Genomic DNA, 13,031 nt, shown 5'->3' with positions numbered 1-13,031 from the left:
TTCGATCGGGGGACGAGGGGATGCGGGGGCGGCGCCGTGCCGCCCCCGCGGCGGGTCACTGCGACAGGATCGCGGTGATCTCCTCGTTGTCGCTCGGCACGGTGTCCTCGCCGTCGAGCACTGCGTTGCGGACCAGTGTGAGCCACGGGCTGCCCGGAGCGTTGAACGCCTGCTGGAAGTTCAGTGCCACCGGGGTGTCGCCTTGGGCTGCGACCTCGTTGATCGTGACCAGTCGAGGGTCGGCAGCCGCGTACTCGTTGTCGGCGAGGTCACCGCGCGAGACGGCATTGCCGTCCTTCGCGAGCACCTCGACCTGCGCCTCCTCCGACATCATCCAGTTGAGGAAGTTCCAGGCCTGCGCCGCCTTCTCGGAGTCCTTCGAGATGCCGATCCCGTCGCCGCCGACGAAGGTCGAGGCGCCGCCGTCGACACCGGGGATGCCGGCGACTCCCGCGTCGAACTCGAGGGAGGGGAGCAGCGTTGCCGGGAACGGCATCACGCCGACCTTGCCCTCGCTGAACGCTGCGGTCCAGGTGGGGCCGGCCTCATCCGTCGAGCTGGGGAGGATCGCCCCGGCGTCCTGCAGCTCAGCCCACGTGTCGTAGACGGCCTGGGCGGAGTCGCCGTCGAGGAGTGATTCGGTGCCGTCGTCGCTCATGACCTGGTCGCCCGATGCCCAGATCGAGGGGAACCAGGTGAAGACCAGGCAGCCGCCGCAGTTGAGGCCGGTCGCCGTGCCGTAGGTGTCCGGCTTGTTCAGCGCCTGCACGGCCATGGCCGCCTCGGCGAACTCCTCGAGCGTCGCGGGTGCCTTCTCAGGGTCGAGGCCCGCTTCGGCGAACAGTTCCTTGTTCCAGAAGAGCATCGAGAGGTCGAGGGCGAACGGCAGCACGTACTCGGCGCCGTCGACGGTGCCGGCCGACAGATGGCCGGGGTTGATCTCGTCCTTGAAGTCGAGACCGTCGATCTGCTCGGACATGTCCTGGAACAGGCCCTGCTGCGCCCAGTTGGGCACGTAGACGATGTCGGCGGCGAAGAGGTCGGGCAGGCCGCCCGACCCTGCAGCGGCGCCGACCTTCGCGACGTAGTCGTCGTTGGGGACGACCGTCAGCTCTACCTGGTTCTCGTGGCTGTCGTTGTAGGCGTCGACCAGCAGCTTGGCCTGGCGCTCGATCGGAGCGCGGGTCCACAGCGTCAGGGTCGTGCCGTCGTCGGTGCCTTCGGCGGGGATGGGTTCGTTCGACGCCTCGTCTGCGGCGGGTGCGCAGGCGGCGAGGCCGCCGAGGAGCAGACCGGCCGCGATGACGGCGGCTGCTGCCCGGCGTGCGGCGTGTGTGCGGGTGATGATCATGGTGGGGGAACTCCTCTGGCTCGTCGTCGAGCGGGTGCGATGTGGCGCTTCGTCACTGCAGCGCCGGTGTGGAGGTGGTGTGGAGATCAGGTTCTCCGAAATTTACGAAAACCCTTTCGAAAAGGTATAGCGTGGTTTCAGCGGGGGCGTCAACCCTCGTTCCGATAACCTTTCAGCAACAGGGAGTGGGATGAGCGACGCGACTGCAGCACGGGCGGTGACCCTCGGCGATGTCGCCGCGCGCGCCGGAGTGTCGATCTCCACGGCCTCGAAGGCCCTGAACGACAGGGGTGATGTCTCGGCGGCGACCCGCGCCAAGGTGCGGTCGATCGCCGAAGAGCTGTCCTTCACGCCGAACGCCATGGCTCGGGGCCTGCTCGCCGGACGCACCGGCACCGTCGGTTTGCTCACGAGCGACCTCGAGGGCCGGTTCATGCTGCCGATCCTGATGGGGGCGGAGGACGCCTTCGGCGCCGGTCGCATCAACGTGTTCCTGTGCGATGCTCGCGGCGATGCGATCCGCGAGCAGCACCACCTGCGCGAGCTGCTGAGCCGCCGCGTCGACGGCATCATCGTGGTCGGCCGGCAGACCGACCCGCGGCCGTCGCTCGGTCAGGAGATCCCGGTGCCCGTCGTCTACGCGTACGCGCCGTCGGACGACCCGCGAGACCTGTCGCTGACTCCTGACAACTACGCGGGAGGGCGCCTCGCGATCGAGCACCTGCTCGCCTGCGGGCGGCGGCGCATCGCGCACATCTCGGGCGACCCCGCGTACGCCGCCGCGCAGGACCGTCTCGCGGGAGCGCGGGCCGCGCTCGGCGACGCAGGACTCGAACTCGTCGGCGAACCCATGTTCTCGGAGTGGACGGAGCACTGGGGCCGCGATGCCGCCGCGATGCTGCTGCAGCGCCATCCCGACATCGATGCCGTGTTCTGCGGGTCGGACCAGATCGCGCGTGGCGTGCTCGACTCGGCGCGGGATCTCGGCCGCACCGTGCCCGATGACCTCGCGGTGATCGGCTACGACAACTGGGAGGTGCTCGCGACCAACGCGAGGCCCGAGCTCACCAGCATCGACGCCAACCTGCAGCAACTCGGACGCCAGGCCGCGCTTCGGGTGTTCGACGCGATCGACGGCATCGACATCGGCGAGGGGTCGCACCACCTGCCGGTGCGGCTCGTGATCCGCGGATCGACCATCGCTCGGCGCTGAGGCGCGCCTCGGGTGTGGTCAGGTCATGCCGCGCCGTCCGTCAGCCGATGATGAGCTTGCGTTGCTCGTCAGTCAGGCCATCCAACCGCCCTCCGGGAAGAACGTCGGTGAGTTCCCCGGTTGCGCGCGATCCCAAGAACGGCCAGATCTGTTCGCCAGGGTCAGATGGGTTGGTGACGATGAACCCCTGGGGGCTCACGAGGGGCCACCGGGGTGTGCCTGCCGCCTCAGCGTCGCCTGTCTCGACTCGATACTCCTCGGACACCTGCAGCTGTTCTGGGGTCAACTCATCGTCGAGATATGCCACCACCTCGAGGTCTCGGGGCAACGCATCGGCGACCTCTTGAGGCTCCGGCGACGGAGAGATGACGGGAATGTAGACGATGTCCCCCGGCTGCAGCGATGTCTCGTCCTTCACAGTGACCTCGGTGACCTCGACTTCGGCGAGGAGGGCTGCGCCGACGGGTGTTCCGGTGGCGGTGGTGACCTTGTCTCCCGCGAGCCAGCGGTGCACGGTACCGGTGACCACAGCCGCGGAGCGTTGGCCGAGGTCTGTCGTGTTCTGGAAGACGATGGTCGAGACAGCACTGATATCGAGAGACAGAAGGATCTCAGCGGCATCAGATCGTGTTGCTTCCTGCGCGACAGATACCGGTGCTGGGTGGGTTCCTGGCGCCGTCGCGCATGCGCTAAGTAGCAGCGCCAATGTCGGCACCAACACGAGATGGGTCCTGCGGAGACCACACTGTTCCATGCGTTGAGGCTACGCGTGGCCTGGCGAGATACTGGAATGCGGTGACGCTGGGTGGGGGCCCGGCTCAGACGTGGTCGCGCCAGGAGTGCTGCGGGTCGAAGCCCAGGATGCGGCGGGCCTTGTCGATCGACAGCAGGGTGTCATTCGGACCGAACTCGCGGGCGACCGGCACATCGGGGAAGACCTCGGCGAGCAGCTCAGCGTTCGGCCGCGACATCACGGTGTCGGCGGCCGCGATGATGAAGTTGTCGAACCCGGGAGCCGCGACCTCGAGCGCTCGCTGCACAGCCTGGGCGCCGTCGCGGGCGTCGATGTAGCCCCAGAGGTTCCACTTGCGGCGCAGGGCGTCGGCGTCGAAATCGGGGAACTCGGCATAGTCGTCGGGGTTCATGACGTTCGAGAACCGCAGGGCCGTGATCGAGAGGTCGGGGTGCCAGCGCACGAGTTCCCTCGCCAGCTGCTCCTCGAGCGTCTTGACCAGCGAATACACCGATTCGGGGCGAGCGGGGTAGTCCTCGTCGACCGGCACGTAGGGCGGTGGCACATCGAACGGCAGCCCGAGAACCGTCTCGCTCGACGCATAGACGACGCGGCGGATGCCGAGGCGCACCGCCGCCCAGAAGACGTTGAACGTCGCGGGCATGTTGTTGTGGAAGGTCGCGACGTCGCTGCGGATGCCGGGGGCGGGGATCGCCCCGAGATGCACCACGGCGTCGATGCCGTCGTGCCGGTCGCCGACAGCAGTGAAAGCATCCACGACCTGGCCGTAGTCCGTGAGATCGACCTGCACGAAGTCGGGGCCGCGGACCCCGGCGACATCCATGCCGATGACCTCGTATCCGTGGGCGCGGAGTTCCCTCGCGACGACGCTGCCGAGCTTGCCCGATGATCCGGTGAGTGCGATTCGCATGTCTCCAGAGTGGCACGAAGGCGAGCCGTCGGGGCCGCTCGGCATACACTCGTCGGCGTGAGTGACACGAGCAGCGAGCCCCGCCGCACCGTCGGTGTGCGTGACGTCGCCGTGCTCGCCGGGGTCTCTCGGCAGACGGTGTCGCGGGTGCTCAACGACCACCCCGAGGTCGCCCCCGAGACCCGCGAGCGCGTGCTCGCCGCGATGTCCGAGCTCGGCTACCGCATGAACAACGCCGCGAGGGCGCTGGGCACGCGGCGATCCCGCACGCTCGGTGTGCTGGCCACTGATGCGTTGCACTACGGACCCTCGCGCAGCATCGCCGCGCTCGAGGCGTCGGCCCGTGAGGTCGGATACTGGCTGAGTACGGCCTTCGCGGATGCGGGCGATGCGCACTCCGTCGTCGCCGCGGTCGACCACCTCGTGATGCAGGGGGTCGAGGGCATCGTCGTCGTCGCCCCGCATGCCCACACCCTCGACGCCCTCGATGAACTGCGCATCGGCGTGCCGATCGTGACCCTGCATGCGGCCGACCGGGGAGCCCGCGGGCTTTCGGTCGACCAGGCGGCCGGAGCCAGGCTCGCCGTCGCGGCACTGGCCGACGCCGGGCACACGCGCATCGCGCACCTCGCAGGGCCGGCAGACTGGCTCGAAGCCGAGTCCCGCACGCAGGGATTCGCAGCCGAGCTCGCCGCTCGTGGACTCGCCGCCGGACCCGTGTTCGAGGGCGACTGGACCGCAGGCTCGGGCTACGCGGCGGTCGACGCCGTGCGGGAATCAGGCGTGACGGCCGTGTTCGCGGCCAACGACCAGATGGCGCTCGGACTGCTCGGCGGCCTGCACGAGGCGGGGCTCTCGGTGCCGGGTGACATCAGCGTGGTCGGCTTCGACGACACTCCGGATGCCGCGTACTACTGGCCGAAGCTCACGACCGTGCGGCAGGACTTCTCGGAGTTGGCGCGCCGTGCGGTCGCGGCGGTGCTGGCGGGGAGCGCCGGTGCCCCGGCATCCGCCCTTCCTCCCGTCGCGCCCGTGCTGGTGAGCCGCGCCTCGGTCGCTCCGCCCCGCTGAGTGCGGCCGCCGCCGCAGGTGCAGGGTCGATTTCGCATGTGCCGCGCGGTGCGGGGTCAGTTCTGCACGTGAATACGCCGTTTCCGATGCGAAAGTGACCCCGCACGGGGCGCGGGATGCAAGAGTGACCCCGCACGAGATGCTGCCGCGGTGACGCGCCGTGTGCACAAGTCAGCATGGACGGCTCCGTCCGACAACCGAACCCGCGAGATTCCGGGTGGCAGGCACCGCGAGCGATCCGATCATGCTGAATTGTGAACGGCCGCCCGCGGCCGCTCGCGTCTTGACGCCCCACCGGCCCCCGTGACACACTGCTGTGACCGGTCACAGTGACCACCGACGACCCTGAGGTACCCGTGAGCAACGAAGCCCCCGCTTTCTCTGACGAGAACGCCTTCTCCGCTGAGATAGACGCATCGATCCAGGCCGTCCGCGAGGACGTCGCCCGTCTGCACGCCGAACTCGTGCGCTACGGCCTCGTCGTCTGGACCGGCGGCAACGTGTCGGGCCGCGTCCCCGGCGCCGACCTGTTCGTCATCAAGCCCTCGGGTGTGAGCTACGACGACCTGACGCCCGAGAACATGATCCTCTGCGATCTCGACGGCGCCGTCATCCCCGGCACGCCCGGCAGTGAGCGTTCGCCCTCGAGCGACACCGCCGCCCACGCGTATGTCTATCGCCACATGCCCACCGTCGGCGGTGTCGTGCACACGCACTCGACGTTCGCGGTGGCCTGGGCCGCTCGTGGCGAAGAGATCCCGTGCGTCATCACGGCCATGGCCGACGAGTTCGGCGGTCCGATTCCCGTCGGGCCGTTCGCGATCATCGGCGACGACTCGATCGGCCGCGGCATCGTGCAGACCCTCAGCGGTCACCGCAGCCGTGCGGTGCTGATGCAGAACCACGGCCCGTTCACGATCGGAGCCGACGCGAAGGATGCCGTGAAGGCCGCCGTCATGGTCGAGGACGTCGCCCGCACCGTGCACTATGCCCGCGAAGCCGGCCCCCTGATCCCGATTCCGCAGGAAGCGATCGACAGCCTCTTCGACCGCTACCAGAACGTCTACGGACAGAACTCGGACGCCCGACGATGAGCCCTTCGACAAGCTCAGGGGCCCAGGGTGCGACCACCGCCCGCGACACGGCCCGCACCACCGCCCGCGACGACATCCTCGCCGCCCGCACGAGCCTCGGCATCGAGCTCGGCTCCACGCGAATCAAGGCATGCCTGATCGGTTCGGACGCCACCGAGGTGCTGGCCACCGGCTCGTTCGCGTGGGAGAACCGACTCGAAGACGGGCTCTGGACCTACTCGATCGACGAGGTCTGGGCAGGCCTCCAGGCTGCCTATGCAGAGCTCGTCGCCGACGCGCACGAGCGCCACGGCGTGCGCCCCGAGACGTTCGGCGCGATCGGCATCTCGGCCATGATGCACGGCTACCTCGCGTTCGACGCGCAGGGCGAGCTGCTCGTGCCGTTCCGCACCTGGCGCAACACGAACACGGGTGCGGCCGCCACAGAGCTCACCGACCTGCTCGGCGTCAACATCCCGCTGCGCTGGTCGATCGCGCACCTGCACCAGGCCGTGCTCGACAGCGAGGCGCATGTGCCCCGGATCGACGCAGTCACCACCCTCGCCGGGTACGTGCACCAGCGACTCACGGGCGAGCGGGTGCTCGGCGTCGGTGATGCCTCCGGCATGTTCCCGATCGACTCGAGCACCGGTGACTACGACGAGCGGATGCTGCAGGCCTACGACGCCGTCGCTGCAGACCGCCTTCCCGCGGCCGCCCGCGACCTCCTCCCCACCGTGCTCCCGGCCGGCGCCTCCGCCGGGTCTCTCACGCCGGAGGGCGCGAGGCTCCTCGACCCGACCGGCGCACTGCAGCCCGGCATCCCGCTGTGCCCGCCGGAGGGCGACGCCGGCACCGGCATGGTGGCGACCAACTCGGTGTCTCCGCGCACCGGCAACGTCTCGGCCGGAACGAGCATCTTCGCGATGGTCGTGCTCGAGCGACCGCTTGCCGAGGTGCATCACGAGCTCGACCTCGTGACGACTCCCGCGGGTGACGCCGTCGCGATGGTGCACTGCAACAACGGCGCGAGCGAGCTCGCCGCCTGGGCCGGTCTCTTCACCCGCTTCTCGGCCGTGGCCGGGCAGCCGCTGAGCGACGACGCCGTCTTCGACGCGCTGTTCCGTGAGGCCCTCGACGGCGAAGCGGATGCCGGTGGGCTGCTGGCCTACAACCATCTCGCGGGCGAGCCGATCGCCGGTCTCACCGAGGGGCGTCCGCTGTTCGTGCGCACGCCCGACAGTGCCTTCACGCTCGGCAACTTCATGCGCTCGCAGCTGTATGGCGTCTTCGGCACGCTCGCACTCGGCATGCAGGTGCTCGCCGCCGAGGGGGTCGAACTCGACCGCCTGTTCGCGCACGGGGGCATGTTCCGCACGGCGGGGGTCGCGCAGCGGTTCCTCGCGGGTGCTCTCGGCGCCCCGGTCGCGGTGGGCGAACTCGCCTCTGAGGGCGGCGCGTGGGGCATCGCGGTGCTCGCGTCGTACCTCGCGCACTCCGAGACGGCGTCGCTCGGCGAGTACCTCGAACGCGATGTCTTCGCCTCGGCGTCCCTCTCGGTCGCCGACCCCGATCCCGCCGACGTCGCCGGCTTCACGGCCTACCTCGACCGCTACCGTGCCGGCCTCGCCATCGAGGCTGCCGCCGTCGACTCGCTCTGACGCGTCGACAGGCTCAGCGACCCACCTTCTGAAAGGACCCTCATGACCCGCACCCCGCTCACCACCTCGCTCGACGGCTACGAGGTCTGGTTCCTCACCGGCAGCCAGCACCTCTACGGCCCCGAGACGCTGGCGCAGGTCGCCGAGCAGTCACAGCAGATCGCCCGCATCCTCGACGAGGCCGGCGAGGTTCCGGTGAAGATCGTCTGGAAGCCGGTGCTGACGGATTCCGCCGCCATCAAGCGCACCGCGCTCGAGGCCAACGCGGATGACAGGGTCATCGGTCTGATCGCGTGGATGCACACGTTCAGCCCCGCGAAGATGTGGATCGCCGGTCTCGATGCCCTGCAGAAGCCGCTCGCGCACCTGCACACGCAGGCGAACGTCGAGCTGCCCTGGGCCGACATCGACTTCGACTTCATGAACCTCAACCAGGCGGCGCACGGAGACCGCGAGTTCGGCTACATCCAGACCCGCCTGGGCGTGCCGCGAAAGACCGTCGTCGGTCACGCGAGCGACCCGCGGGTGCGCCAGGAGATCGCGACCTGGCAGCGCGCGGCCGCCGGCCTCGCTGCGTCCCGTTCGCTCAAGCTCGCCCGCTTCGGCGACAACATGCGCTTCGTCGCCGTCACCGAGGGCGACAAGACCGAGGCCGAGCTGCGCTTCGGCGTGCAGGTCAACACGTGGGGCGTGAACGATCTGGCGGATGCCGTCGCCGCGGCATCCGATTCCGAGATCGACGCCCTCGTGGCCGAGTACGAAGAGCTGTACGAGGTCGTGCCCGAGCTGCGTCGCGGTGGCGACCGCCACCAGTCGCTGCGTGACGGAGCCGCGATCGAGATCGGTCTGCGGACGTTCCTCGAGGAGGGCGGCTTCGGTGCCTTCACCACCTCGTTCGAAGACCTCGGTGCGCTCACGCAACTGCCGGGGCTCGCGGTGCAGCGCCTGATGGCCGAGGGCTACGGCTTCGGCGCCGAGGGCGACTGGAAGACGGCGATCCTCGTGCGCGTCGCCAACGTGATGGGTGCGGGTCTTCCCGGCGGCGCGAGCCTCATGGAGGACTACACGTACGACATGACACCCGGTGACGAGCTGATCCTCGGGGCGCACATGCTCGAGGTCTCGCCCTCGCTCACCACCGCGAAGCCGACGCTCGAGATCCACCCGCTCGGCATCGGCGGCAAGGACGATCCCGTGCGCCTGGTGTTCACGGCCGACCCCGGCCCCGCGATCGTCGTCGCGCTCAGCGACATGCGTGACCGGTTCCGCCTCACCGCGAACGTCGTCGAGAACGTGCCGCCGCGCCAGTCGCTGCCGAAGCTCCCGGTCGGCCGCGCTGTCTGGAAGCCGCAGCCCGACTTCACCACGAGCGCAGCGGCGTGGCTGACCGCCGGTGCTGCGCACCACACCGTCATGTCGACCGCTGTCGGACTGGAGGCCTTCCGCGACTTCGCCGAGATGGCCGAGGTCGAGCTGCTCGTGATCGACGATGCGACCACGCTGCCCGAGTTCCAGAAGCAGGTCCGTTGGAACCAGGCCTACTACCGACTCGCGCAGGGGCTGTGATGACGGGAGCGGGTCGGCCGCGCTCCGGTCGCCAGCTGCGCATCGCGGGGCATGGCTATGAAGCTGTGATCGCGAGCGTCGGCGCATCGCTGCGTGTGCTGACCTTCGAGGGGCGCGATCTGGTCGTTCCCTTCGACGCCGACGAGGTGCGCCCCGGCTACCGCGGCACGACGCTCGCGCCGTGGCCGAACCGCATCGTCGACGGCCGGTACGCGTTCGGCGGTGTCGAGCATCAGCTGGCTCTCACCGAGCCTGCCCGAGGTCAGGCGCTCCACGGTCTGCTCGCGTGGGCAGAGTTCGAAGATCGGCTCGTGCTCGATGACCGCGTCGTGCTCGCGGCCGTGATCGAGCCGCAGACCGGGTACCCGTTCCGCGTCGAGGTCGAGACCGAATACCGTATCGACGGTGACGGCCTGCAGCAGACCGTCACGGCGCGCAACCTCGGGGCGGATGCTGCGCCCTGGGGCACCGGACCGCATCCGTATCTCGTCGCCGGCGCAGGCCGAGTGGACGACTGGACGCTGACCCTGCCGGCATCCGAGGTTCTCACGGTCACCCCCGACCGACTGAGCCCGGTCGCCGTGGAGGCCGTGGACGAGCATCCGGAGTGGGACTTCCGCGCTGCGCGCCCGATCGGCGACGTCTTCATCGACCACGCGTTCACGAGTCTCGAGCGCGATGGCGGGGTCGCCGAGGTGCGGCTGGTGACGGATGCCGGCACCGGCGTCGCGATGACCTTCGACGCGCGCTGCCCGTGGGTGCAGGTGCACACGGCCGACAATCCGGGGTTCGATGCGATCCACCGCATCGGCCTCGCGGTCGAGCCCATGACCTGTCCGCCCGACGCGTTCAACTCGGCGGCCGACCTCGTCGTGCTCGAACCCGGCGCGACGCATGCGGCATCCTGGCGGATCTCCGCCGTCTGAGGATCTCGTGCCCGCCGCGCCGTGGCTCCGGTCGCAGTGTCTGTGCGACGTGGTGCGTGGTCAAAAGCGCATCCGAAACGGCTGTTTCCGGTGCGCTATTGACCACTCACGGTCGCGATCGCGGCGCGCGTATGCCGCGGACGCCCGGACCGCAGGCGACCCGCCTCAGCGGTTGAGCCAGTTCCGCAGCGAACGCGTCACGAACGGCAGCACCCAGTACGTCATGATCGGCGTCAGCACCACCGTCATGGCGAGCACTCGCAGCCAGATCGGCAGCTCGTTCCAGCCGGGAACCGGGCTCAGAGCGTAGGTGAGGGCGAGGTTCAGAGGGAAGAACCCGAGCCAGATCGACACGGCCTGCTTCCACCGCGGGGGAGTGCTGACCATCGCGACAGTGGTCGTCGTGCCGTCCGCGCGGGGGAGCGTGATGGTGTCGGTGGTCGGCTCGTCGAACCAGCCCTCGATGCCGCTGCGACGCCGCACACGCTCGCTGCGCACGAACTGCTCGCCGGTCGACTTCCACCACTCGCGCTCGCCCGACTGCTCCCAGGCCACGAGCGACTTCTCGTCGGAGAACCGGTAGAGCATGTGCCAGACGTGCGAGTCCTCGCCGTCGCGCACCCATCCGGATCCGAGGAACCCCGGGTACCGGTGGGCGAGATTCACGCCGGTCTGCACCCAGGCAGTGGCTTCCGCCACATGCTCGGGGTCGAGCTCGCGGCGGATGGAGACGGTGATGGGTTCGCTGGACATGGTGGGTCCTCGGAGAGTGCGGTCGCCCGGGTCGCGGGCGCCTCGACGGTGGGGGATGCGCCAGGGTGCGGGCGCATCATCGATTGTATTTCGGATGCCGGGGGCTGCCGCCCGTTTTCGCGGCGCGCGAAGCCGGCATCCCGACGTGTTGACCCGGTGCCCGATGCCGGGTGCCAGACGCTTCGGAAGGCCGAATGCGCTTGCGAAGGCCGAATGCGCCTGCGAAGGCCGGATGCCGAGAATTCGGCCTTCGCAGGCGCGCATTGCCGAGCCTGGTGCAGGGCAGCGAAGCGGCGTCCGTCCCATGACTCGACGACAGGGTGAGAATGGGAGGCATGAGCACGCGCAGCGAAGCCGTCCTGGTCGATATCGTCCGCACCCCCGTCGGGCGGGGCAAACAGGGCGGTGCCCTGTCGGGCGTTCATCCCGTCGACCTCGCGGCGGGCGCGCTCGCCGCGATCCTCGAACGCAACGGTCTCGACTCACGACAGATCGACGACGTGATCCTCGGCTGCGTGAGTCAGGTCGGCGACCAGTCGTCGAACATCGCCCGGCAGGCCGTGCTCGCCGCGGGTTTCGACGAGTCGATCCCCGCCACGACGATCGACCGTCAGTGCGGGTCGAGTCAGCAGGCGGTGCACTTCGCCGCGCAGGGCATCATGGCCGGAGCATACGACGCGGTCATCGTGGGCGGTGTCGAGTCGATGAGTCGCGTGCCGCTGGGGTCGTCGGCAGTCGCCGGAAGTCCGATGTCGCCCCGGTTGCGCGAGCGCTACCCCGAGGGTCTCGTGAATCAGGGTGTGTCCGCCGAGCTCATCGCCCAGCGCTGGGGCCTCGATCGCGCTGCGCTCGACGACTACGCTGCCGAGTCGCACCGTCGCGCGGCCACCGCGTGGCACGAGGGATTCTTCGACCGCACCGTGATCCCGGTCGCAGAGGCACCGGATGCCGTGGCCGACGAGACCGTCCGCGCCGGCACGACCGCTGAGGGGCTGGCGGGGCTGAACCCGGCGTTCCGCACAGATGCGCTCGCCGCGCGCTTCCCCGAGGTCGATTGGCGGATCACTCCCGGCAACTCCTCACCGCTCACCGATGGAGCATCCGCTGCTCTGCTGATGAGCGCCGCGCGCGCCGAAGCCCTGGGTCTCACGCCGCGAGCGAGGTTCCACGCGTTCACGGTGGTCGGCGACGATCCGCTGATGATGCTGACCGGACCCATTCCTGCGACCCGCCGCATCCTCGAGCGCGCCGGACTCATGATCGACGACCTCGACGCCTACGAGGTCAACGAGGCCTTCGCGTCGGTGCCGCTGGCGTGGGCCGCGGAGGTCGGGGCGGATGCCGCGAAGCTCAACCCCCGTGGAGGGGCGATCGCCCTCGGCCACGCTCTCGGATCGTCGGGCACCCGACTGCTCGGAACCCTCATCGACCAGCTCGACGCGGTCGGAGGGCGATTCGGCCTGCAGACCATGTGCGAGGGGGGCGGCATGGCGAACGCCACGATCATCGAGCGCCTGTAGTCCCGGCATCCGGCATCCGGCGTCCGGCGTCCGGCATCCAGCGTCCGGCATCCGCTGTGCCGCAGCCGAGTCGATGTGCGCCAGCCGAGTCCAGATCCGGAGAATTCGGACTCGCGAGGCGCACACGGACTTGCGAAGCGACCGCACGCGAACCAGAGAAGACGGACAAGACAAAGAAGACGGACAAGACAGAGAAGACCCCCGCCGACCCGATTCGGCGGGGGTCTCTTCGG

At 69.4% G+C, this 13,031-nt stretch carries 11 protein-coding genes; 7 read left to right on the top strand and 4 right to left on the bottom strand.

Going from position 1 to position 13,031, the window contains the following annotated elements; all coding sequences use genetic code 11:
• Positions 1 to 55 precede the first annotated feature (55 nt).
• Positions 56 to 1,351, bottom strand: coding sequence for an ABC transporter substrate-binding protein (locus ACIOU8_RS16990; RefSeq protein WP_400792000.1), 1,296 nt, complete (start codon positions 1,349 to 1,351; stop codon positions 56 to 58).
• A gap of 190 nt (positions 1,352 to 1,541) precedes the next feature.
• On the opposite strand from ACIOU8_RS16990, the gene ACIOU8_RS16985 reads away from it, so the two are divergent.
• Entirely contained in the window at positions 1,542 to 2,564 is a 1,023-nt protein-coding gene (locus ACIOU8_RS16985; protein WP_400791997.1) for a LacI family DNA-binding transcriptional regulator, read from the top strand.
• Positions 2,565 to 2,604: 40 nt separating this feature from the next.
• Here the strand turns inward: ACIOU8_RS16985 and ACIOU8_RS16980 are convergent, their stop codons facing one another.
• Together ACIOU8_RS16980 and ACIOU8_RS16975 are read right to left on the bottom strand one after the other, a co-directional pair.
• Complete coding sequence (locus ACIOU8_RS16980) at positions 2,605 to 3,093, bottom strand: hypothetical protein (RefSeq protein ID WP_400791995.1); 489 nt, start codon at positions 3,091 to 3,093, stop codon at positions 2,605 to 2,607.
• A gap of 289 nt (positions 3,094 to 3,382) precedes the next feature.
• Positions 3,383 to 4,228 (bottom strand): NAD-dependent epimerase/dehydratase family protein, encoded by an 846-nt coding sequence (locus ACIOU8_RS16975; RefSeq protein WP_400791992.1) that lies wholly within the window; start codon positions 4,226 to 4,228, stop codon positions 3,383 to 3,385.
• A gap of 57 nt (positions 4,229 to 4,285) precedes the next feature.
• On the opposite strand from ACIOU8_RS16975, the gene ACIOU8_RS16970 reads away from it, so the two are divergent.
• The 5 genes from ACIOU8_RS16970 (at position 4,286) to ACIOU8_RS16950 (ending at position 10,525) form a co-directional block, all read left to right on the top strand.
• Entirely contained in the window at positions 4,286 to 5,299 is a 1,014-nt protein-coding gene (locus ACIOU8_RS16970; protein WP_400791989.1) for a LacI family DNA-binding transcriptional regulator, read from the top strand.
• 407 nt (positions 5,300 to 5,706) lie between these two features.
• Positions 5,707 to 6,393, top strand: a complete 687-nt coding sequence (locus tag ACIOU8_RS16965; protein ID WP_400792427.1) for an L-ribulose-5-phosphate 4-epimerase — start codon at positions 5,707 to 5,709, stop codon at positions 6,391 to 6,393.
• The gene (locus ACIOU8_RS16960; protein WP_400791986.1) at positions 6,390 to 8,033 is read left to right on the top strand and encodes a xylulokinase; all 1,644 of its coding nucleotides are present in this window, start codon (positions 6,390 to 6,392) and stop codon (positions 8,031 to 8,033) included. Before ACIOU8_RS16965 ends, ACIOU8_RS16960 begins: the two co-directional genes overlap by 4 nt.
• Positions 8,034 to 8,075: 42 nt before the next feature.
• Complete coding sequence (gene araA, locus ACIOU8_RS16955; protein WP_400791984.1) at positions 8,076 to 9,599, top strand: L-arabinose isomerase; 1,524 nt, start codon at positions 8,076 to 8,078, stop codon at positions 9,597 to 9,599.
• Positions 9,599 to 10,525, top strand: coding sequence for an aldose 1-epimerase family protein (locus ACIOU8_RS16950; protein WP_400791981.1), 927 nt, complete (start codon positions 9,599 to 9,601; stop codon positions 10,523 to 10,525). Before araA ends, ACIOU8_RS16950 begins: the two co-directional genes overlap by 1 nt.
• A gap of 165 nt (positions 10,526 to 10,690) precedes the next feature.
• Here ACIOU8_RS16950 and ACIOU8_RS16945 read toward each other — a convergent pair whose 3' ends face one another.
• Entirely contained in the window at positions 10,691 to 11,278 is a 588-nt protein-coding gene (locus tag ACIOU8_RS16945) for an antibiotic biosynthesis monooxygenase (RefSeq protein WP_400791978.1), read from the bottom strand.
• 335 nt (positions 11,279 to 11,613) lie between these two features.
• On the opposite strand from ACIOU8_RS16945, the gene ACIOU8_RS16940 reads away from it, so the two are divergent.
• A complete protein-coding gene (locus ACIOU8_RS16940; RefSeq protein ID WP_400791976.1) occupies positions 11,614 to 12,798 on the top strand; it encodes a thiolase family protein in 1,185 nt (394 codons plus the stop codon).
• Positions 12,799 to 13,031 lie beyond the last annotated feature (233 nt).

It is taken from the genome of Microbacterium sp. NPDC087589 (assembly GCF_044743635.1).
Taxonomy (GTDB): Bacteria; Actinomycetota; Actinomycetes; order Actinomycetales; family Microbacteriaceae; genus Microbacterium.
This window is presented reverse-complemented; position numbering and strand designations above follow the sequence as displayed.